The sequence below is a fragment of the Parachlamydia sp. AcF125 genome (assembly GCF_018342475.1).
Lineage (GTDB): Bacteria > Chlamydiota > Chlamydiia > Chlamydiales > Parachlamydiaceae > Parachlamydia.
In genome coordinates, this window is the sequence record NZ_JAEMUD010000003.1 from 345,658 (window position 1) to 367,466 (window position 21,809).

The 21,809-nt window shown below is 40.8% G+C and carries 18 protein-coding genes and 1 pseudogene; 14 read left to right on the top strand and 5 right to left on the bottom strand.

The features are described from left to right. Positions 1-263 precede the first annotated feature (263 nt). The 5 genes from PARA125_RS07670 (at position 264) to PARA125_RS07690 (ending at position 2,894) form a co-directional block, all read left to right on the top strand. Positions 264-1,538 (top strand): hypothetical protein, encoded by a 1,275-nt coding sequence (locus PARA125_RS07670; protein WP_213158274.1) that lies wholly within the window; start codon positions 264-266, stop codon positions 1,536-1,538. 16 nt (positions 1,539-1,554) lie between these two features. Continuing rightward, complete coding sequence (locus tag PARA125_RS07675; protein ID WP_213158275.1) at positions 1,555-1,773, top strand: leucine-rich repeat domain-containing protein; 219 nt, start codon at positions 1,555-1,557, stop codon at positions 1,771-1,773. 86 nt (positions 1,774-1,859) lie between these two features. Further along, entirely contained in the window at positions 1,860-2,078 is a 219-nt protein-coding gene (locus tag PARA125_RS10190; protein WP_213158277.1) for a toxin-antitoxin system HicB family antitoxin, read from the top strand. A 178-nt stretch (positions 2,079-2,256) separates the two neighbouring features. After that, positions 2,257-2,721, top strand: coding sequence for a transposase (locus PARA125_RS07685; RefSeq protein WP_213158279.1), 465 nt, complete (start codon positions 2,257-2,259; stop codon positions 2,719-2,721). 32 nt (positions 2,722-2,753) lie between these two features. Further along, positions 2,754-2,894 carry a hypothetical protein gene (locus tag PARA125_RS07690; RefSeq protein WP_213158281.1) on the top strand — a complete coding sequence of 47 codons (141 nt, stop codon included), beginning with the start codon at positions 2,754-2,756 and terminating at the stop codon, positions 2,892-2,894. A 312-nt stretch (positions 2,895-3,206) separates the two neighbouring features. Here the strand turns inward: PARA125_RS07690 and PARA125_RS07695 are convergent, their stop codons facing one another. Together PARA125_RS07695 and PARA125_RS07700 are read right to left on the bottom strand one after the other, a co-directional pair. After that, the gene (locus tag PARA125_RS07695; RefSeq protein ID WP_213158283.1) at positions 3,207-4,835 is read right to left on the bottom strand and encodes an F-box/WD repeat-containing protein; all 1,629 of its coding nucleotides are present in this window, start codon (positions 4,833-4,835) and stop codon (positions 3,207-3,209) included. Between the two features lie 384 nt (positions 4,836-5,219). Continuing rightward, positions 5,220-5,930, bottom strand: coding sequence for a head GIN domain-containing protein (locus tag PARA125_RS07700; RefSeq protein WP_213158284.1), 711 nt, complete (start codon positions 5,928-5,930; stop codon positions 5,220-5,222). Positions 5,931-6,424: 494 nt separating this feature from the next. On the opposite strand from PARA125_RS07700, the gene mutS reads away from it, so the two are divergent. Genes mutS through PARA125_RS07730 form a run of 6 tightly spaced genes read left to right on the top strand, consistent with a single transcriptional unit; the run spans position 6,425 to position 13,736 of the window. Next, positions 6,425-8,974, top strand: a complete 2,550-nt coding sequence (gene mutS / locus PARA125_RS07705; protein WP_213158286.1) for a DNA mismatch repair protein MutS — start codon at positions 6,425-6,427, stop codon at positions 8,972-8,974. Between the two features lie 21 nt (positions 8,975-8,995). Further along, complete coding sequence (locus PARA125_RS07710; protein ID WP_213158288.1) at positions 8,996-9,832, top strand: HAD family hydrolase; 837 nt, start codon at positions 8,996-8,998, stop codon at positions 9,830-9,832. 22 nt (positions 9,833-9,854) lie between these two features. Continuing rightward, positions 9,855-10,652 carry a dihydroneopterin aldolase gene (locus tag PARA125_RS07715; protein WP_213158289.1) on the top strand — a complete coding sequence of 266 codons (798 nt, stop codon included), beginning with the start codon at positions 9,855-9,857 and terminating at the stop codon, positions 10,650-10,652. 4 nt (positions 10,653-10,656) lie between these two features. Then, positions 10,657-11,367 carry an SDR family NAD(P)-dependent oxidoreductase gene (locus tag PARA125_RS07720; protein ID WP_213158290.1) on the top strand — a complete coding sequence of 237 codons (711 nt, stop codon included), beginning with the start codon at positions 10,657-10,659 and terminating at the stop codon, positions 11,365-11,367. After that, positions 11,360-12,841 (top strand): hypothetical protein, encoded by a 1,482-nt coding sequence (locus PARA125_RS07725; protein WP_213158292.1) that lies wholly within the window; start codon positions 11,360-11,362, stop codon positions 12,839-12,841. Before PARA125_RS07720 ends, PARA125_RS07725 begins: the two co-directional genes overlap by 8 nt. 4 nt (positions 12,842-12,845) lie before the next feature. Next, positions 12,846-13,736, top strand: coding sequence for a hypothetical protein (locus tag PARA125_RS07730; RefSeq protein WP_213158293.1), 891 nt, complete (start codon positions 12,846-12,848; stop codon positions 13,734-13,736). On the opposite strand, the gene PARA125_RS07735 is transcribed toward PARA125_RS07730, so the two are convergent. Both PARA125_RS07735 and PARA125_RS07740 read right to left on the bottom strand, forming a co-directional pair. Next, entirely contained in the window at positions 13,733-14,650 is a 918-nt protein-coding gene (locus PARA125_RS07735) for an enoyl-[acyl-carrier-protein] reductase (protein ID WP_213158294.1), read from the bottom strand. The two genes, PARA125_RS07730 and PARA125_RS07735, sit on opposite strands and share 4 nt — an antisense overlap. Positions 14,651-14,727: 77 nt before the next feature. Beyond that, on the bottom strand, positions 14,728-16,386 hold the full coding sequence (locus tag PARA125_RS07740) for an ABC transporter substrate-binding protein (protein WP_213158295.1): 1,659 nt from the start codon (positions 16,384-16,386) through the stop codon (positions 14,728-14,730). A gap of 856 nt (positions 16,387-17,242) precedes the next feature. Here PARA125_RS07740 and PARA125_RS10195 point away from each other — a divergent pair. The 3 genes and pseudogenes from PARA125_RS10195 to PARA125_RS07755 form a co-directional block, all read left to right on the top strand. Beyond that, positions 17,243-17,416, top strand: a complete 174-nt coding sequence (locus tag PARA125_RS10195; protein ID WP_213158296.1) for a transposase — start codon at positions 17,243-17,245, stop codon at positions 17,414-17,416. A 97-nt stretch (positions 17,417-17,513) separates the two neighbouring features. Further along, a complete protein-coding gene (locus tag PARA125_RS10200) occupies positions 17,514-17,795 on the top strand; it encodes a transposase (RefSeq protein ID WP_213158387.1) in 282 nt (93 codons plus the stop codon). A gap of 64 nt (positions 17,796-17,859) precedes the next feature. Then, positions 17,860-18,033 (top strand): annotated as a pseudogene (locus PARA125_RS07755) (transposase); the annotation flags it as partial. A 574-nt stretch (positions 18,034-18,607) separates the two neighbouring features. Here the strand turns inward: PARA125_RS07755 and PARA125_RS07760 are convergent. Next, positions 18,608-20,905 (bottom strand): ankyrin repeat domain-containing protein, encoded by a 2,298-nt coding sequence (locus tag PARA125_RS07760; RefSeq protein ID WP_213158299.1) that lies wholly within the window; start codon positions 20,903-20,905, stop codon positions 18,608-18,610. Positions 20,906-21,809 lie beyond the last annotated feature (904 nt).

Consider the following 21,809-nt stretch of genomic DNA (forward strand, 5'->3'; position numbering starts at 1 on the left):
TTTTAGTTAATTACCGCTGTAGTACTAATGCTGTACTTATCACGCTGCTTATCATCTGCCTACTGACAAGTTTTTAAACACCCAATCTTTTCCTTAACAATTAGAGATGCCAATTAAAAAGTCCAGCTCAAATATTATGCTTTGTCTCGCAGCTATTAAAATGAAATTGCCTAAAAAAGGAAAAAAGAATAAATACTTTAAGTAAAATATTAGCTATATTTAAACTTGATTAGCTATCTTACCATACAATTGAAGGAGCTTATATGGGACCGCCAACAACTTCTACTTCTAATACACACGCAAACTTTCGAACCATGGTTTCAGAGTACATCGAGGATGCCGTTTCAGGAGAGCCGATGAGGAAAGCGGTGACTTTGGTCCCTTGTGGCCATACTTTTGATGAAGATACGGTGATCCAATGTTTAGCGAGCAAAAAGCTTTGCCCCTTGGATAGGCAACCTATTGAAAAATATGTCCGTAACTATGCAATTAGGCAGCTAGCCGACGCAGTTGCAGCGCATCCCTCAGAAGAAGAGCTCATGGCCGAGGCCCAAGCACATTTCTTACGGGGAAAAGAGCTTTGTGAAAAAGGCAAGCAGGAAGCCGCGATAGAAGCTTTGCTACAAGCTTTGCGATTAAGCCCTTCTTTAGCGAGTATCTCTGCTACAACAGTACAAGACTTCTCTTCAGTGGCAATGGTCTCTCTTTATCGGGAGATCCTGCATTTTCATTTTCCTGAAGAAAGCGAAAATCTGGCAAAAAAAGCCCCCATTTTAGATAAAATTTACAATATTGGCTCCGGCCTAGGTAGTGAAGCCAAAGTGCCCCTCATCTTTGAAAGCCTCTTCAAGCAAGCCCAATCCCTTTCTCCTTTAGAATTTGAGAGCAAGAATTTGAAAAACGAACCTTTTACTTTGGCTAATTATACATCCTATCTCCTAAATATTAACCGCCTTTTGCTTTGGCAAAAGCTTCCTGCAGGGGAAGACTACTTAAGCCAACCAGAGATTAAAGCTTTAACCTTGAAGCAAAAAGGAGAGCTTTTAAAAGCATGGATAAAAGAGCATGGAAAAAATATCTCCGAGTTAGAGTTAGGTGATACAGGCTTAACTTTTTTACCACCAGAAATTAAACACTTTTCTCAATTGCAAAAGCTTAATTTAAGCATAAACCAGCTAACTGTTCTTCCTGCAAGTATTGGACAGCTTTCTCAGCTGAAAGAGCTTTGGTTAAAATCAAACCTGCTAACGACCCTCCCTTCTACCCTTGGACAGCTTTCTCAGCTGAAGGGGCTTGACTTAAGCCGCAATCAGTTGGCGGTTATTCCTGCCATCCTTGGAAAGCTTTCTCACTTGAAAGCGTTTTGGCTAGACCATAACCAGCTAACGACTATTCCTGCCACCCTTGGACAGCTTTCTCAGCTGCAATGGCTTAGCTTAAGCTACAATCAGCTGACAGATCTTCCTGTAGAAATCAAGCGGCTTGACAGGTGTACAACAGTACTGAATGGAAACCCTTTAAAAGCTGAAGGGGCTTGACTTAAGCCGCAATCAGTTGGCGGTTATTCCTGCCATCCTTGGAAAGCTTTCTCACTTGAAAGCGTTTTGGCTAGACCATAACCAGCTAACGACTATTCCTGCCACCCTTGGACAACTTTCTCAGCTGCAATGGCTTAGCTTAAGCTACAATCAGCTGACAGATCTTCCTGTAGAAATCAAGCGGCTTGACAGGTGTACAACAGTACTGAATGGAAACCCTTTAAAAAATGCATGAGCCAAGAATAAATAGCCATGATGAAGTACAAAGGTTATACCGGCTAAGACGGATAGGATGACACAACCAAGATTTTTCATGTCGAGGTGCTTGGGATCAAGAACTGCGTTACTTTCTTAAGCACCTCTATCAAAGAGATTGGGAAGGCATTTAAGGACTCAGGCAAGGATTACCTGGCTTTTTTTGAGGAGAGAAAAGAAGAGCCTGAACGACCTCTGTCTGAGAAATTTAACCTATGCATTCCACCAACCTTGCATGCTAAATTTGTCCATTACAGTACAGCTCTAAGGAGAAATCCTCAATAATTACATCAACGAGGTACTGAAAAAGCTCCTAGCTTAATCTATCGATTGGCAGATAAAATGGCCTTGTTGCATAAATGCCCTGACGGGCATTCATGCAAAATTTGAAAAATCTTATTAATTAAAAATTTAAATATAAGCAGACTCTTGCGGTTAACCACAAGTGCATAGGAGTCGCCTCATGAAATGCTATCGAATCAAAAACCAGCATTTTAGGGCACTTGCAAAGCAGACCGTTGCCAATCAAGTAAACTTTGATTATGTGCTTGCTGATAATTGGTTTGGGGCAAAGGACAACATGGAATTCATCCATTATGATCTAAAGAGATTTTTTATATTTGGCATCAAGAGCAATCGATTAATCGCTTTTTCAGAGGAGGAAAGAAAAAAGGGTCAGTACCAAAACCTCAGTGCGTTTCATTTTCAAGATGGAGAAAAAAAGATAGGCTATCTTAAGGATCTCACCTTCCCTGTAGCATTAGTGACAAAGATTTTCAAAAACGAAGACAGCTCTACAGGCATTCTACACGTCGCTACAAACGACTTAAATAGTAATGCTGACCGAATCTATGAAGCCTACCAAAAAAGGTGGCGTATAGAGGAATATAACAAATCACCCCCTGCCTGTTATTACTTCACAAAGTAAAGGATGTAGACAACAAAGCAATTGTAGGAAAAATGCTCAAAGAAAAAAGTTACCTGATTGCGAAAGAAGCGGCCAGTTATATAGGTCAGAACTTCCCCAAAGTGGTCGATGAAGCCCTTGGTTTATTTGAAGAGGCCAAAAATACCCTTGAAAAGTTTCAATTGATTGAATAGAGACGATCTAATCGCGCTTTAATTAAAAGCCGATGAGTAAAAGCGCGACTAGAAAATCTTTTTTAAAAACTTTTGTTTTTGAAGAACAATATTCTCCCCTACCGCCGGGATTCTCCCTTTGACTGCACAAGAAAAAGGAGTCCCTCCTTTATCTTAAAAAAACATGCCCAACTCTTTTCTTGCCATTCACTTTTTGTTCAGTCATACTGCTTTTTGACAAACCCTAAAAACGGGTTTCTTGTCTTCGATTTGGGAAATTAGCTCTTCTCTTAAGCAATTACTGTTTAATTTTTTAATATTAAAAAACGTAATTTATTCCTCTTTTTTCTTTTTTTTCTGGGGAGAAGGCAAAGCATGTTCTACTTCGGTTAAATTGTGGTTGCCGTCTTGTTGGTTTCTACCGCTTCTCGATTTTCTTTTTTTAAATTTTTCGGTTACCGCCCTTTTTGTTAAGTTGCCTGCTTGCTCTTCGCTTAATCGATCTTCTATCATTTCCTCTGGTTGGAAGCTGTCTTTTTTTGCAGGGAAAAAATCGAAAATTTGGCTATTGGCAAAAAGGTGTCCTCCATTAGGCGAAAACTTCACAGAGAAAAGAGAGCGATTGCCTGTTTTTAAAGTACTTAAAAGTATTCCTGTTTCTATTTCCCATAAACAAATCGTTTTCTTATCCGAGCAGGTTGCTATCCATTTGCCATTGGGAGAAAAATCAAAATCACTAATTGAGTTCTTATGCCCTCCTTTCAAAGTGTGCACACGTTTCCCACTCTCTACATCGTAAAGGCAAACTTTCTTGCTATCATAATCAAAAGTCTTCCAGCTATCGCCATCCCCATATCTCCCTACGGCAATCCACTTGCCATCCAGGGAAAACTTAAACTTCGAATTCTCATGACCAGAAAAATTGTCTGTATTTTCTCCAAGTAGCCGTTGGGATTCAACCGAAGGTAGATCCCACAATTTGACGGAAAGACGCCTCCCCCTGCCAAGAATACCCGTGGCAAGCAACTGATTATCGGGAGAGAAAGCAACTTTTATCACACTCTCCTGAGGGGATTGGAAGATATGTTTGCACCGGCCACTTTCTACTTCCCAAAGGCGAGCTGTACAATCACTAGAGATTGTCACCACGAATTTACCATCTGGGGAAAACTCTACGCTTTTGATCCCAGCTTCATGCCCTTCTAAAATACTTTTATACGTACCAGCCTCTACTTCCCAAAGGTGCACGGTATGGCCATCGGGGCTTGTAGCAATTAATTTGCTATCTGGGGAAAACGCTACCGTTTTTACAGTTGGTTTATGCCCTTCCAAAGCGTATAAAAAATTCCCTTTTTCTACATCCCAGAGTCGTGTTTTATGGTCATTAGAGCCGGTAGCAATTAGCTTGCTATTAGGAGAAAAAATGACATCCCAGTTGTATTCCATAGGTATTTTTAAGTGATACAGCTGCCTCTTTGTTTCGAGATCCCAAATGCGGGGTACAGCCTCAGGCTCCCCAAAGGTTAATGTAGCAGCCAGCCGACCATCCGAAGAGAGCGCTAGGAAGCTAATAGGGAAAGGCCTCCGACCTTCAAACCATAAGCACTTCGATTCCTGCACGCGGTTAGCCTTCATATTAGCTTGGGCTATTAGCTGATCTTTGGGGTGGATCCCTAGTTTTTTTGAGACAGAAGCTAATAGAGGAAAAGTTCGCTCAAGAAGAGCGGCCCAAAGGAATCTATCAGAGGCCATAGCCTTCCATTCCTTGCTTACCAAAGGGAGAACAGCTATATCTCGAAGAGGTAAACAGGAAAAAACCTTGATATAAAGCTCCAGGGGCAAGTCAAGAAGCCGGTTTTGGCTGCTTTCATTTTCCTCCTCCATAGCGCCACCCATAGTAGAGAGGAGGCCCTTTTGAGAGTTATTTCTAAAATAATTTAATGTCGGATCCGTTTCAATCACCCCTTCTATGCTCCCTTTGCTCTGTATAACTCTCGCGACTCCAAGCAACCGAATATTCTTTGAAAAACCTCTATCTACCCATTACTATTTATGCGTTTTTGCTTCTCTATTTCCTTAAGCACAGGAAATATAAAAAATTCAGTCCGTAATCCTGTATTCATCGACTTATCCGTTTGGTTTTGTTGCAGCTTTATTTCAATACTCCTGCTGGGGATCCTCTGTTTGCCATTTTTCCCTCCCCTTAAGAGCGTCCTGCATTATAAAGAAAAAAATGATGAGTTCAACTGAAATGTCCTCATAATATAGTCCAAAAAAGCTTCATTGAAAGGCCCCTATTTTCAATCAGGAAATAAAAACGGCATGCCTTAAAGACCTAAATTGCTTTTACAATTTTTGGATTTTTCCGCTACCGCGCACCTTGCTAGACAAAGCGGGATTACCTCGATATTGAACGTGGCCACTGCCTGAAATCTGAACATCTAATTCCTTTTCAACGCTCAAGATAGCATTTCCTGAGCCTCTTATCCTAACCGCCGCCGTTTCGCTACGCAAGCCTCTACCTTTATATTCCCCTGAACCCGAAATAAAAACGCTCTGATGCTTAACAGCGCCGTCAAGGTTAAGATCGCCAGATCCTTTCACACATGCCATTAACTCTTCTCCTGCTAGGGACATTCGAACATCACCAGAACCTTTGATATAAATTTCCAGCTTTTTAAACTGCCATTGCCCCTTACCAAACACATCTCCAGGGCCTTTAAGGTGAATAGATGCGATGCTTGGGGTGGTTGTATAAACTTTTATTCTTTCTGCAGGACTCACTTCCCACCAGTCGAACGGTTTTTTTAATCTAACAAGAAGATGACCTTCCTTAATTTCGGTAAGCACATCATCTATAAGATTGTCTTCCGCGGCAACTATTAAAGGTTGTTCCCCACCTTGTGTTAAAAACACATCAATGGGCCCCTTGACGATAAGATGGTCAAATGCCGAGCCTGGGCGGCTTCGTGTGACCACCTTGCCAGATCCTCGGAGAATATCCTTCCAATAAGCCAAACCCAAGGCTAGGACGGTAGCAATTTTGATAGCCTTCACGAGGTCCCTCTCCTTTTATGTTTTTATTTTCTAAAGTTTAGGGGAGGATCGTATAGGATTTAGTATGTATGGGAACCTATTCCACTTCTCTGAATAAAACAAGCAGCCCTTACTTGGCTTTACTTCCCCATAGGCAATGCAATGGTTGATAGCAACTTGTTTTTTTTAATGCTTATTTCTAAAAAATAAAACTAGAGGGATTATTTTTGTAAGTCAAACAAAAAAAAGAAAATTTATTAAAAACTCGATTTTTCATAGTTTTAATAAAACTAAACCTTGAAACTTTCCTCATTAATTACCATTTCGAAAATATTAAATAAACATCCCACTCTTTAATTAAAGGTTTTATTACAAAATTTCAAACTCCCCCTCAAGATAACTTCAACCAAAAACCCTCTCTAAAAAAACAGGCCCAACTTTTTTCTTGCCATTCCCTTTTTGTTCAGCCATACTGCGTACCCAAACAAGGATTTTATCAGCGCTGGTTATTAGGTATGGATTTAACAGTTTCAGCTTCGCAAAACATTCAAGATCAAAAAGTTTCGCCCATGATGGCCCAATGGCACGCTTGCAAGCAGCAAGCAGGTGCAGCAATCCTTTTATTTCGCATGGGAGATTTTTACGAAGCCTTTTACGAAGATGCGGTTCTTTTAGCCAAAGAGGCAGATCTGACACTCACTCGTCGGCAAGGGATTCCGATGAGCGGCGTTCCCCATCATTCAAGCGAAGCTTATGTCGATAAATTAGTTTCCAAAGGTTTTCGAGTGGCCATTGCCGAACAAGTGGAATCGGCTAAAGAAACTAAAGGGCTTGTCAAACGGGAAATTGTGAGGATGGTGACCCCTGGTACCGTGATTACATCCTCTCTTCTCTCTGAAAGCACAAACAATTTCTTTGCCTCCGTTATTCAAGTGGGGGCTTTGTATGGTTTAGCCTTTCTCGATCTCACCACCTCTGAATTTAGAGTCATTGAGTTTGAGCATGAGCAAGAATTGTTAAATGAGATCTTCCGCCTTAATCCGGCAGAATTTTTAACTTCTCAAAAATTTTCTCAAAAACATCCCCATTTCTTTGAGGAGATTCTCAAAAATAGCTCAGCTCTCGTCAATACGCATGACGATTGGCATTTTGAACATCAAGTCACCTATAACTTTCTGATTCAACACTTCAAAGTACATTCTTTAGATGGGTTTGGCCTTAAAGGCATGGTCCCAGGCATTCACGCCGCCGGAGCCCTTCTCCAATATTTGCAAAACGAACTCAGCTTGCCTATTGAGCATATTTGTGAAATTCAACCTTACACGACTTCCCAGTATCTGTCGTTAGATCGAATGACATTGCGCCATCTTGAACTTATCGATCCCCTCCATCACGGTAACCGAAAAAACACGTTATTAGGGGTGTTGGACTACACCCATACGCCTATGGGAGCGCGCCTTTTGCGCCAATGGATCAAGCAGCCGCTTCTTTCTATCCCTGAAATCCATAAGCGCCAAGAAGCCGTTCAAGCTTTTTATGGGACCCCTCCCCTCATGCAACGTATGGGGGCGGTGCTCGAACAAGTTAGGGATTTAGAGCGCTTAATGATGCGCGTAAGTTCGGGATATGCCACGCCAAAAGACCTTGTCTCCTTGCGATTTTCTATGGAATCGCTTCCCGAAATTAAAACCCTTTTGCTTAACTTAGCTGACCAATCGACCTTGTTAGCCGCCGAAGCTCAACGCATTGATTTCTTACCCGAAATGACGCGTCTCATTGCCAATGCTCTAGTTGATGACCCCCCAGTTAGAATCACCGAAGGGAAAATTTTCCGCGATGGTTACCATCCCGAATTAGATGAACTGCGCGAAATCAGCCGCGATAGTAAATCTTGGATCGCCCGGTACCAAACTCAGATCAGGGAAGAGACCGGATTAAAAAGCCTCAAAGTAGGCTTCAATCGGATGTTTGGCTATTATATTGAGGTCAGCAAAGGGCAGGCCGAAAAAATGCCCGATTCCTTTCAAAGACGTCAAACATTAGTGAATGCCGAACGGTTCATTACGCCTGAGCTGAAAAATTACGAAGCCAAAGTTTTAAATGCGGAAGAACGGATTAGTGCCATTGAAAACGAGCTTTTCCAAACGCTTCGTCAACAAATTGCTCAATTTTCTAAACAAGTCTTAACCACCGCACAAGCGTTAGCACGTATCGACTGCTTGCGCTCTTTTGGCGAAGCTGCACGCGCCAATCAATATGTGCGCCCTCTTGTGGATGATTCTGCCTATTTGAAAATCACAGATGGGCGTCACCCTGTGATAGAAGCAGCCCGAGTGGGAGAAAGGTTTATTCCAAATGACACTTTACTCGATGGCTCTGATAACCGCTTATTGCTTATCACGGGTCCTAATATGGCAGGTAAATCCACCTACATTCGCCAAGTGGCTTTACTCACCATCATGGCCCAAATGGGCTCTTTTATCCCTGCCAAAGAAGCCCATATCGGGCTGATTGATAAAGTTTTCACCCGCATAGGGGCTAGCGATGACCTCTCGAGAGGGCAATCCACTTTCATGGTAGAGATGGTCGAGACGGCCAATATTCTTCATAACGCGACCTCCCGTTCTCTGGTTATCTTAGATGAAATTGGGCGCGGGACAAGCACTTATGACGGAATTTCTATTGCCTGGTCTGTGGCAGAATACCTCCTCATAACTGAAGGGAAAATGGCTAAGACCTTATTTGCCACGCACTATTGGGAATTGACCAAACTTGAAGAAAAAATTCCTGGAGCCGTCAACTACAATGTGGCTGTACAAGAAAATGCAGATCAAATCATCTTTCTGCGCAAAATTATTAAAGGCGGCACCGATAAAAGCTATGGGATTCATGTCGGCCGCTTAGCAGGACTGCCCCCTGCTGTGATTGCGCGCGCCAATGAGATTCTGATCCATCTTGAGGAAAATGCAAACCAAAAAAGTGTCTTCGAACCTTCTCAGCCCAAAAGACAACTGCCAAAGAAAAAACCAGCTTCCGATGCCTTTCAATTGACTTTTTTTGGGTAGTTAAAAACCGAGGAGATCACCATGCCGGGGCTTATAGCGTTAGATATTGACGGGACACTTACCGATTCTGGAGAAGTCATCTCTCCAGAAGTCAGCGCTTATCTCTCTGCACTAGTTTCAGATGGCTGGGGCCTCGTTTTTATTACAGGTAGGACCTTCTCTGACGGGTTCAAAATTCTGAAACCCTTGCCTTTTCCTTATTATTTTGCAGTGCAAAACGGAGCGATCACGCTCAAAATGCCTCAGCAAGAAATTGTGTCAAAACACACGCTTGGTAAAGAAATCTTTCCTGCCATGGAAAAAATATGCCAAGACGAGCCAACCGATTTTGTCCTCTTTACAGGTTTTGAATATCAAGATTATTGCTATTATAGGCCACAACACTTTTCAAATGAATTGCTTGATTATTTGAACGCGCGCGCGCTGGCTTTCAATTCAGTATGGCATGGGGTAGAATCTTTCGAAAACCTTGCCATAACAAACTTTCCTTCCTTAAAGTGTTTCGGAAAAATTGAGTCTACTTCTAGAATTTCCCAGCGGATCGAAAAGGAAATTGGGCTGCACGCTCCTTTGATTAAAGACCCTTTTCAGATGGGCTATTATGTCGTGCAAGCCACAAATGCCTCGGTAAACAAAGGATCTGCTCTAAAAGATCTAAAACAAAAACTTCAAATTCCCACGCCGATTATTGCGGCGGGAGATGATAACAACGACCTCAGCATGCTTGAAGAAGCCGATATTCGTGTCATCATGGCCACAGCGCCTGACCACCTACTCCGCACTGCCACTGTCATCGCTCCTCCTGCTCGAGAAAAGGGAATTATTCAAGGAATTCAGAAAGCTTTAAACTTACTTTAACTTTAAACAAGAGGGCCTCATCATGCTTGATACATGGACATACCCTATCACAACTGTCGGAGGACTTATCGTTGCTGCCGATGGAGACGTTTTATTAGTTTATTCTTCAAAATGGAGCCATTGCTATACCACCCCAGGGGGAAAAGTTGAGCTAGGCGAATCTAGAGAAGCAGCCTTTGTGCGAGAAATCAAAGAGGAAACAGGTCTCGAAGTTACGAATATACGCTTCATTTCAACCCAAGAATCGATCTATTCTCCTGAATTTAAAGAGAAAAAGCATTTTATTATGAACGATTTCATCGCGGATTTAGCCCCTGGCTATTCAAAAGAAGATGTCGTGTTAAATGAGGAAGCAGAAAGTTACGTGTGGGTTTCGGTAGAAGAAGCCAAAAAACTTCCACTCAATCGAGAAACACGCTATTTGCTTAATCAGTACGCACACTCCTTACAGAAGTCTCAGTATGGTTTAATTGGATTTGAAAACCATCAAATTCCTTGCATCATTGGTATCCTTCCGCATGAACGTACTCACACCCAAACTATCTTTGTGGATCTCAAAGTGGAAGCTGATTTTAGAAAATGTGCCCTCTCTGATGACATCGTAGACACGGTAGATTATGTCGCTTTAGCAAACGTTTGCTCAGAGTTTGCACAAAAAAGAGGTTACATGCTCATTGAAAAATACGCTTACGATGTGCTTCAAAAGCTTTTGCATGACTACCCGATTAATTGGGCGTGGATCAAAGTGAAAAAACCTGAAGCTTTAAGTTCGGCGGAATTTACCACTGTCGAACTCAAGTTATGCAAAAAAGAGCAATAAAGCGATGAGTTGGATCCTTGTTACTGGGGCAGCCAAAGGGCTTGGCGCTGAAATTTGCCATCAGTTGGCAAAAGAGGGACACTCTGTTGTGATCCACTACAGGACAAGTAGGGATGGGGCTCTTCAAACAGCGGAACGTTGCAAACAATTAGGCGGCAAAGCTGAAGTAATCCAAGGGGATTTTTCATCCGATCAATCTTTACGAGAATTTATCCACAATTATCAACAACGCTTTCCTCATACCGAGGGTTTGGTCAATAATGTCGGCAATTACTTGGTTAAACCCGCCTTAAGCACCTCTTTGCAAGAATGGAACGATCTATTTCAAACAAATTTGACAGCTCCGTTTTTCCTTATCCATGAACTAATCCCGAGCCTTAAAAAACATCAGGGATCGATTGTGAATATAGGAAGTGCTGGAACACACGCATTTTTAAGCAATAGTTACTCTTCTATTTATCATTTAACTAAAACATCTTTGTGGATGCTCACGAAAAATTTAGCTAAAGAGTTAGCTTCCGATTTAGTCCGCGTCAATATGGTTTCTCCAGGGCAATTAGAAAATTCTGTCGACCCTTTACATTATTCAAGGCTCCCTATGAAGCGCTACGGCACTCTGGCTGAAGTGGCTGCAGTTGTCACCTTTTTAATGCACAAACAAAATTCTTATATTACAGGCCAAAATATTGAAGTCACCGGGGGTTTGCATGTTTAAGCAGTTTCAAACGCACGAAGAATCTCTGCGTTATTTAAATGAGCAAGCAGTTGCCAAAGGAAAAGCGCTTCAAAGTCCTCAAACCGGGTTTGTGCACTATTTTTATCACGCCCAAGAGACTGCCCACCACACAATTCCCTTAGTGGAAAATGGGTATTTCATCTTAGCTCTCATGCGGACTAAAACAATTGAGCAGATCAAAGAAGCCAAAGAACTGCTTGATAAAATTTTGCTTTTTCAAAATCAATCGGGCAATTTCCCCATTTATTTACATGAATATCCGAGCTGTAAAGATCGTTTTTTAGGGGCTCATTTGCTTCCGATCTTTTATTGGATTTTGAAAGACTTTCACATCATTTTAGGGCAAGAGCTTAAAGATCGGCTGATTAAAGCCACCACCTCTTTAGCGCTGTATGCTTTAGCCGCTCACGAGGAAAAACCTGGCCCTTATCATTTATCTCTAAAATGTGCCGCGGCGTGGATCGCCTTGGGTGAATGGCTAGAGCTCCCCCGCCTACAAACTGCAGGACACCAACTTTTAGAAACATTCAGGATGAAAGGGATTACAGTTGCCTGGGGTGATCCTCACTGTCTGGGAGAGATTTTAGCAAGCCTTCAAATGATTTATTCAGAAATTGCCGTTTCCCCTTGGGATTTTTTCTGGCATTATCTCTCTGATACTTGGCATTCCCCTACAGGCTGCTATACAGGCCCGGCCAGAAAAGTCTTCCAGGCCGGCTTTCAACCTCAAGGAAGTTTATACGATCTTTATTTAGGGTATTTTGAAAAAACTTTTCCTCACAGACAAACAGATGGGTATCCATACGAACTCTTAGCCTCGCTCATCCAACCGTCTAAAGATCCTTTCATTCCTACCTCCCCTTTAGCAAAAAAGGGGCAGGCTCTTCAAGAACAGTGGACCCTGGTTAAAGAAGAAGTGTATACTTATTGCTTTCTCGAAAACGATAAGGCTTTAGATCCATCTCAATATAAAGGCTATCATCTCTTTCGCTTGCTATGGGGAACCCCTTCTGAGGTGCATAGCTTTGTTTATCAAAAAAGCAAATCCCTTACCGAGATTAGATGCACAGCGCAAAAAGAGCACGTGGAACTCGATCTCCTTTTGGAAGGGCCCGCTCCACAAGAAAATGGAGAGCTTGAAGGGGAAGTTAACTTTTTTGTAGACTTGCATGAAGGCTGTCGAATTTTTGTCGACAATATTCCTGCCACAACTTTTCAACTTAACGATACCTTGCAGCTCAAAAGCCCCCTTCTCTCTTTTTCTATTCAATTTCAATTAACAGAGGGAGAAGCCGTTTTTTTTGGGCACATTCTAAGAGGAAATCGCCCCGCCCAAATTTTAAATAAAGGGGAACAACGGTATGAAGCTTATGATTGGCAAATAGCCATCCGCACTATTAAAAGGTCAGAAAAATGTCGCCTAAAAGTATTAATCGACATCGTGAAAAAATAGCTGTATGTCGAAATATCCTCTGCTTATTTTACAAGTTTTTGCGATAGTGGCAACCTCTTGTTGCAAACCTTGCTCCGTGGAATATGGCCATTTTTATAACCATCTAAATACCTTTTCAAAACCTGAAACTGTCTTTAAGGAGTCCCCTTATTTTCTCGTTGTCCTAGTGAATGCCCGCCATTTAGATTACACTAACAATCGATCTTTTTTGCGCACCTTAGCCAAGCATCCGAGCGATGGCAGCAAGAATAGCGATGTTGGCCATGCCTGGATTTGTTTGAGAGGAATACTCGATGGACAATATGTGGAGATTGAAGGGGGCCACTCGGGTGAAACCGGAGTGATCCAAGCCAGATATTTTGATGGGATTATGGATCTGGTAGAAAAGGGCTCCCCAAATCCTATTTGCTATTTATGGGAAACGCAAAAAGATGGCTTTTTTCAAAATGGTTCAGGAGGACATCGCCCCACTTTTGCCGCCAAAATCGATCTGACAGAAGACCAATTCCATCATATTTTAGCTTTTATCCATACCTACCCTTACCAGGAATACTCGATCACAAAAAATCAGTGCTCTTCTTTTGTAGCCCAAGTCGCAGCGTTAGCAGATTGGGAAATTGCCTGTGAAGTCACGCTGGCAATCGATTCTAAAATTCAGATTGGTCAAGACCAACTAACGCTGTGGAGCGATCTCCACTATGCCACTCTGACTATTTCCAGCCCAGATGTAGTAGAGAAAAGCTTGATGGAAGCAGTCTCTACAAAGCGAGCTCAAGACGCCCGAAAATGGTATTTACATACTCATCCTCAAAGCTCTCGAGCTGCTTTTTTTCAGCTCATTGAAAACATTCAATTGGCCCCTCAAAGGATTCAACGCTTACTTTTATTTCGTTAAACGGCACTTTCGGTTTTTTGGTTAAATGCTGCGCTATCAATTGCCATTCCCATCGCATGCATTCCATTATCCACATGGATTGTCTCACCCGTAATGGCGGAAGCTAAAGGAGATAAAAGAAAAGCGGCCACATTGCCTACTTCGATAGGGGTTAAATCTTTTTGCAAGGGAGCATTCGCTTGTGCATAATCAATCATTTTATCTATAAATCCAATGGCTCTTGCAGCCCGACTACGCAGAGGGCCTGCAGAGATGGCGTTTACGCGAATATTCCATTTACGTCCGGCTTCCCATGCTAACGTGCGCGTGTCACTTTCCAGAGCAGCTTTGGCAGAACTCATCCCTCCCCCATACCCTGGAATAGCTTTTTCAGAAGCAATATAGGTAAGAGAAATGGTACTTCCTCCAGCATTCATGATAGGCCCTAAATGCGCTAAAAGACTGATAAAGGAGTAAGTTGAAGCACTCAAAGAAGCAAGATACCCCTGCCTAGAAGTTTCCAAAAGAGGCTTTTGAACTTCTGGTGCATTTGCAAGGGAATGTACAAAATAATCGATCTTTCCAAAATCTTGACCGATCTGCAAAGCAACATCCTGAATGGTATAGGCATCACAAGATTTATAACGCTTATTTTCCCTGGTTTCTTCAGGAACCTCTTCCATTTTGTCAAACGATGCATCTAAAGGGTAAATTTTAGCAAATTGCATCATATTCCCATCTGATAAAAGGCGCGATTGATCGTATTTGCCGCTTTCTAAGCTTGTTTGAAAAATTTTCATCACAGGCGCCCACGTGCCTACCAGAATCTCGGCCCCCGCTTCCGCTAATGATTTTGCAATGGACCACCCAAAGCCTTGATCATCGCCAATTCCTGCTATAAAAGCTTTCTTTCCTTTAAGGTCTATTTTAAGCATACATTCTCCTGCAAGTTTGATAGAGATAAATCCAAAAAAGCGATGATAGCAAATGGGGGGATTTAATCCTCCCACAATCAACGTTGCAAAATATTATGCTCGAGTAGCCAGTCTCTATAATTATTCACTTCTGTTTGATCAATCTTTTGAGATTGGGCCAAAATGGGGTAAGTCAGCTTCCAAGCCTCTCTTTCCCACTCCCTCGCCTTGTCTCCTTTATCGGGGTTGGCTTTAAGATAGATGTCAAAAGCTTCATCGGGGTTCTTCTGACAATACACTATCGTTTCTTGCATGGCAGCTTGCAGCTTTTCCACAAACTCAGGAGAAGCTTGCAAAGAGCCTTCTTTGGCAATCAGAATGAGCTCTTGATAAGGAGGAATTCCCAAATCGTTCATTGTAAAGAAGTCCGTTTCAATTCCTAGCGAACGTAAATGGGGCACCTCAATATTCCAATAAGCATCATACACAGCATCCACTCGCTTTGCTGCAAGTGCGCTTACTAGATCAAAGCTCACATTATGCATGGCTTGAGGCGCGATATGACGTTGCTTTAATAGGACTTGCAAAGATTTAAAATTCATCCCATTCATGCTAAATCCAATCACCTTGCCATTCAAATCTTCTAAGGCATGAATCCCTCCCTCTTTGTGATACAGCAAGGAATTGAGTGGCTCTTGGATGAGAACCCCTACCATTGATAACTTAGCTCCTTTTTGCATGGCTTGAAGCGCTTCGGTCGTATAGTAGACAGCTAGGTCAGCTTGCCCAGACATTAAATACCCTACAGCGTCACTTGGATCGTGCAACTTCAAAATCTGCAGATCTATCCCCTTTTTTTTGAAAAATCCCTTATCAATTCCCACATAAAGAGCCACATGATTAGGATTGGGGACCCAATCCAATAGAAGCTTTGTCTCCTTTTCTTTCGGTGAAGGTTGACATCCAAAGACTATGGTAATCAAAGCGGCCGCAGCTACACCATTCACTGATAATCGCCAAGTTTTTCGATTTTTCACCGCTTTTTCTACGGCTGTCATTCCTAAGTAAAGAGCTAAGCTAATAAAAGTTAGGCAAAATAAGGCTCCAAAGGTGATTTCTAAATCCGTTTCTCTTCTGCTTTGAAGCATCAAAATTCCTAAACCCTCCTGAGCGCCTGCCCATTCTCCCGCAATTGCCGCAATGCCTGCAATTGCCGCTGAGATCCGAAAACCGGCAAAAATATGGGGAAGAGAGGAGGGAAGCTGTAACTTAAAGAAAAACTGCCAAGGGGTTGCCTTTAAGGTTTTAAAATAATCGGTTAAATGCTGGGGAGTGGATAAAAGCCCTTGATAAATATTCATGGTCAAGGGGAAAAAAATCATTAAAGCAGTGGGCAGTACAATCGCCGTGTAAGACCAGCCAAACCACATTACCATTAAGGGTGCCAGGGCAAACATGGGAATGCATTGAATGATAATAAAAAGCGGCTGTAAAATCATGCGCATGGATTCCCAAAAGGCCATCATCCAAGCTAAAGGAAAAGCCACCAGCAAGGCTAAGAGAAAGCCCCCTCCCATTTCTTTTAAGGTGATGCCTGTATGAAACAGTAAACGATCCGATTTTTGCCAGGTACAAAGAAGAATGCGAGATGGGGGAGGAAGGACAAAAAGAAGTTCAGAAAAAAAACGGCTGCAAAATTCCCACGATCCGATTAGAAAACAAAATGCAATGAATGGAACCCATGTTTTTTTAGCCATAAGTTATCCTCTCAAATAAACTACTTATGTAAAAGAAAGATTTATTTTTGCGTCGCATTATTGCCGATTAAATCATTTTTTGCAATAAATGAATACGTTTTTTCTATTTTATTTTACAAAACGTTCCTCTTTATAGCCGCTTAAGATTAAGGTTTTTATTCTTAGCCGTCAGCCTTTTCAACTTAGCTAGCAGGCTATTTTCTGCGAAAAAGTTTTGGTATTGGTATCTAAAATATCGAGCTCTCCATAAGCAACGCTCAAAACCGCTTCCTATGTAATTTTAAATGAACGAAATCCAAAATTTGATGGCTTATCTATCGAAATAGTCTTATTTAGTGCTAAAGGCTTGTATAGGAAGACAAAATTAGCATTGTAAACCCATGCTTGCCACTAAGCCGCCACTTTCAGGTAATTTTGGCCAATCCTTGTTTCAACCATGACTATAACTTATTGTTTATCCTACAACAAGACAGCCCCGGGGGAAAGAAGTAGACAGTGGGCACAACGAGAGGCTGAAATCTATTGGGAAATTACCTGAAAGCTTAAAAAATCTCATTTTATCTAGCAAAAATTTTGGTATGTGGCATTAATTATTGCCTGGCTATTACCATCTTGACGTCAGTTCAATTTTTTAGCTAATTTGCTACCAGAAACTAAAGAGTATTTTTTTCCAAACGCAAAGAAGGTTTCTTAGAGCGAGTTTTCAAGCATAATTTTCAGAATAAGTGTTTATTTATAAGCAACTTAATCAGTATAAAGATTGCTTGGATTAGCAGGAGAGGAGTACACTATGAATAATCAACATTAAGGAGGTTGCTATGCGGGCTTCATATAGGACTGACTTATCGGATGCGGAGTGGAATCTGATCAAACATTTGGTAGAAAAGCCAAGAGTAGGATTCCAAGAAAATACTCTCGAAAAGAAATACTCAATGCGATTTTTTATATTACACGGACTGGATGCCAGTGGAGAAATTTACCTCACGATTTTCCTCCTTGGCAGACTGTATACAGCAACTTTCGGAATTGAGAAACGACAGGCGTCTTTGAGCAAATTAATACAGCCCTCCGTGAGCAATTGCGGATAAAAATAGGAAGAGACAAAGAGGCGACTGGAACCCTCATAGATAGTCAAGCAGCCAAAACTACCGAAAAAGGGGCCTTGCCGCGGTTACTGTGCGACCAAAAAGGTATTTGGGAGGAAAAGAGATATTCTAGTTGATACGGAAGGCTTACTCTTACAAGCAAAAGTTACTGCTGGATATACAAGCGACAAGCAAGGTTTAATAGAAATTTTGCAAGAAAAGAAATATCCCTCCGTACGTAAAATATGGGGAGACTCTGGCTATTCAGGAAGTGATCTGAAGACTATAGCTAGTCAGCATGGAGCTCAAGTCAGAGGTTATTAAAAGGCCTCCGGGAAGAATTCGCATCTATAATGAGCAATGGAGGGCTGAATACCTTCCTATAGAAAGGGAGTTTACAATCCTTCCTCGAAGATGGGTGGTCGAAAGAACCTTTGCGTGGATGGGGAGAAACAGGCGACTTAGCCGTGATTATGAGTATTTGCCGTGCCTTAGTGAGTCCTATCTATACATCTGCATGAGTCGATTAATGCTCTCTCGATGGAGTAAAAATTATGCTTGAAAACTCGCTCTTAGTATAAGAAAAGTATAAGCAATAAAACTTGTTAATAAATTGACAACACAATTACTTGGGCCCCTATGGGCTGGAGTGCTCAATCTGAGGGGTATTCTTAAGCTGACCTATAATTGTTTTTTAATAATCTCTCTTTTTTTCTCAGCCAAAGGTTATCTATATAAGGCATGGGCTTACTATTTGATTTTACTAGGACATGAGGAAAGCCCCATGTTAAGTAGTTACGTACGTTGTAACAGTCGAAGAAAGTTTTAATTTTTTTTAAGTAGTCATATGAAATAAAGTCTCTAAAGTCATGGCCTAGCTGAGGCATAACCTAGATCCTCTTTTAGGGGCTTTATTTCCTTCAGCTAGCCATTTTGGCTTGCATAATCCCTAGAAATTTTTCCAAAAGCCATCTACGCAGCAGTGCTGCTCCGCTAAGCTAACCATCTTGCTTCCCCTTTGGTTTAGTCTGTTATCATAACAAACATTCGCCAATAGGGAAGCTTTTTCTTGTGCTTTTTCTTCTTGAAATAAGCTTATTTTAAAATCAAACTGTCATTCTCTTAATTCTTGATTCCTAGCTGGTAATGTTTAAATATCGCTTAAAAATTTTATTGCTGCGCACGTCTTTATATAGCTGAAAAGCTCCCTCATTCTCAGGTAAAATTTCCTTATTATAATTATAAATTGAAGGCATTTTTCCTTCTTTATCTGTGAGTGTCTGATTAGCACCAGCTTCTAATAAAATAAAAATAGTGTTTTGATAATTTTTTTTAATTTTCTCTCGAGTTGCTGCGTCTTTCGCTCCCGCTATTCCCTTAACTCCCCCGATAACAGCTAGATGCAAAGCAGTTTTTTTGCTGTCTTCTCCCTGAGAATTTACTTCAGCTCTTACTTCCTTAATAAGAAATGCAACATTATGAGGGTGACCCAAAGAGGCAGCCCTGCGCAAGACAAGATCTACAGAATCGTCTTTATATTTTTCCTTTATCTCCTCTAATTTTACTTTCTTATATGGTTCTAGGCAAGCTTCCATATACTTTCGATCCTGCTGTACAAGCTGTTCTAAGACTTTAGGAGGCGTCCCCCATACCTGCATTAAAAAAGGATTGGCAAATAATTCGCTCTCCTTTACTGAAAGAGAAGGCTTATTCACTTCTTGTGGAAAAGGAAATCCCTGGTCTTCTAGCCAATTATAATCTTTTAATTCATCTAATTTTGTTTTAAAATTGTCCCATTGTGCTTGAAAATTTTTAATCTCCTCCTCGCTTTTCAGCTGGTTTATTAACGGGTCCAAAAATTGATTTATTTCTAATATTCCTTTTATTATTTGAATTACCGTCCACTTTCCTTCTTTCTGTAAAATAAAATTTCTTATTTGATTGCTTATAGAAGGCAGCCCCAAACTATCTACCTGTTTATCAAATTTTACTAAATAGTCGATGAGCAGCTGAACCCATTTAAAATGCTCTGGGTTATTGTTCTCAATCCTTTTAATCGTAGGAATAAAAAACTTCTCCTCTTCATCTTCATACATTAATTTTTTAAAATCTTCTGGATTTACAATACCAGAACACGCTAAATAAATTAGCACTGCAGGCGTGCTAATAAAATAAGCCAGTCGAGTTTGAAGCATAAGCTCTTCATAAACAGGAAGAGGAGTATAACTCCTTTTCTCGCCCTCTTTGCTCTCCTTTATCAGATGGTTGCTTTTTATCATTTCTATGCACTTTTTTACATGTGATTCAAAAGGAACTTCTTGACAAAAAGATTTGATTTTCTCTTTTTCGCTTTCGCCAATGAGATAATGGCCCCATTTTAATTGGGCGTAATTTACCCCATAATCCCATAAAATTTTCTCACCTTCTTGAATACCTGTAATTTCTCCCCCCATAAAAAGAATTCTAGCAGGTTGCCCTCTTGTATTGTTTAGCTCAACAATAAAAATATTAGGCCATCCATCATTAGCGTGACGAGAAATATTGCCATGAGTGTCCGCATTTAAAAAAGAGCACTCATATGGCTCTGAAAAATGTTTTAGTTGTTCAAGAAAGCTAGGTTCTGCATCCCTTTTTGTGATAAATCTTCCTGTGTACTCGCAAATAACTTCTCCAAACCCTAGATTTTGGCCAGCAAGGACCCCCCAAGCATCAATAAAATTACCCTGACCATCTGGTAATCTTTCTTTTTTCAAGATAAGCGCTGGCGGGTTTAGACGCATCTTTTGGTAAGCTTTTGGTAAAAATAGTTGTATAGCTAACTCTTGCAGCCCTTCTACTTGCTTTACATTACTTTTCCAATAAGTTTTAAGAAAATCAAATGAATAGAAAGGCTCATCTGTGTAAGTGGTAAGAGCTGTATACTTCTTTATCTCTTCTATTTCCACTTTTCTCTTATTGCTTTCCTCTTCTTGCAAATATAGAGGGCGAGAATCGATGGCAGGCTCTAAACCGAAAAATTTTCTCAAACAAGATGGAGTAGCTCCAAGTCTTGTCATCACATTTAAATTAGGCTGAAATTTTAAAAAAGCTTGAAAAATTTCATATGAAACTAAAGCTGCGTGATGCAGAGCCGTCCATCCGTATACATCACGACTGTTAGGATCTGCCCCAGCTTCAAGAAGAGCATTTACCACCTCTACGCGTTTTTTCAAAGTAGCAATATGTAAAGCAGAAAATTGATATTGGCTGTTATCGCACGTGGAGAGGATTTCCCTTTTTGACCCCCTAATGAACTCAAAAATTTTTTCATTGGTGGGATCGTGAGCTATAAGATAATTGAGAACATTCTTTCTCTGTTGTGTTGGGGGATATAACTGTTCCCACTCATTTTGTGATAAAAAAGAACATTGATCAGAAAGTGAAGAAGGTTCCATTTCTACTCCTTATAAATTGCTTAAATAAATTGCTTAACAATATTCCCTGGCTTGAAGCCATTTATCTTATCGAAAAAATTTATCCAGCCCATTTCCTTGCTATTCTTCATGAGCTTTTATTTTCCATACTTTGCTATGGCCTCTCTTTTACACGATCACATTTGCAAAAGCAAATTATTTCAGGATACCTTTCCACTAAAAACTCTAATAAGGAAAGAATCCATCCATATGAACAGCCTTCTAACTATCAAACCTGATTTTCGCTTGGTTAATAGCTGGCCTTTCTGCAGAATTTGGTAGAGTTATCGTTCCAATCTATCGCTATAGACGCTCGGCTTCATCGTGGGTAAACCTACGATTTTTTCGGAAAACTTTGAATTTGGAAGGATTAAAAATCAGTGTATTTACAAAACAAATTTTTTTGCATCTCTCATGGCATGTCCGATGAATTTGGTCAGAAGGCATTACATTTAGCTGAGAAAAAAAGGCAACCATGAAGCTGTATTGCCTTTTTTCATACAGATCCTTATTAACAGTTACAACTTTAGTTACCTGCCAAGTACAAGGAGTAATTCATCCTTAAAAATTTATAGATAAGTTATTCAGAAAAATTAGGATAAAATTATTATTTTAATATTTACCCCAAATACATGTAAATTTGAGCTAATGCCAGGCATTGCCTAGCTAAATCCCGGAAAGTTTCCTACCAAGAGCCAATCTTCCTGGCATAACAAAAAAAGCAAGGTAAAATGCCTCTTATAGATTTGCATCTTAAGACACATCAGTTTGAGCAAAATCTTATTTAATCCTCATGGATTAAGTTTTCCTTTTCTGGCAAAAGAGGCAACTTTTTTGATTAAATTCGCCCCCTCCTTTACATCAAAATAATTATCAATTACAGCCT

Bases quoted from the DNA above. Each gene is read 5' to 3' on its own strand.
- PARA125_RS07670 (WP_213158274.1), top strand. From the start codon at position 264: ATGGGACCGCCAACAACTTCTACTTCTAATACACACGCAAACTTTCGA.
- PARA125_RS07685 (WP_213158279.1), top strand. From the start codon at position 2,257: ATGAAATGCTATCGAATCAAAAACCAGCATTTTAGGGCACTTGCAAAG.
- PARA125_RS07690 (WP_213158281.1), top strand. From the start codon at position 2,754: ATGCTCAAAGAAAAAAGTTACCTGATTGCGAAAGAAGCGGCCAGTTAT.
- mutS (WP_213158286.1), top strand. From the start codon at position 6,425: ATGGATTTAACAGTTTCAGCTTCGCAAAACATTCAAGATCAAAAAGTT.
- PARA125_RS07710 (WP_213158288.1), top strand. From the start codon at position 8,996: ATGCCGGGGCTTATAGCGTTAGATATTGACGGGACACTTACCGATTCT.
- PARA125_RS07715 (WP_213158289.1), top strand. From the start codon at position 9,855: ATGCTTGATACATGGACATACCCTATCACAACTGTCGGAGGACTTATC.
- PARA125_RS07720 (WP_213158290.1), top strand. From the start codon at position 10,657: ATGAGTTGGATCCTTGTTACTGGGGCAGCCAAAGGGCTTGGCGCTGAA.
- PARA125_RS07725 (WP_213158292.1), top strand. From the start codon at position 11,360: ATGTTTAAGCAGTTTCAAACGCACGAAGAATCTCTGCGTTATTTAAAT.
- PARA125_RS07730 (WP_213158293.1), top strand. From the start codon at position 12,846: ATGTCGAAATATCCTCTGCTTATTTTACAAGTTTTTGCGATAGTGGCA.
- PARA125_RS07735 (WP_213158294.1), bottom strand. From the start codon at position 14,650: ATGCTTAAAATAGACCTTAAAGGAAAGAAAGCTTTTATAGCAGGAATT.
- PARA125_RS07740 (WP_213158295.1), bottom strand. From the start codon at position 16,386: ATGGCTAAAAAAACATGGGTTCCATTCATTGCATTTTGTTTTCTAATC.
- PARA125_RS07760 (WP_213158299.1), bottom strand. From the start codon at position 20,905: ATGGAACCTTCTTCACTTTCTGATCAATGTTCTTTTTTATCACAAAAT.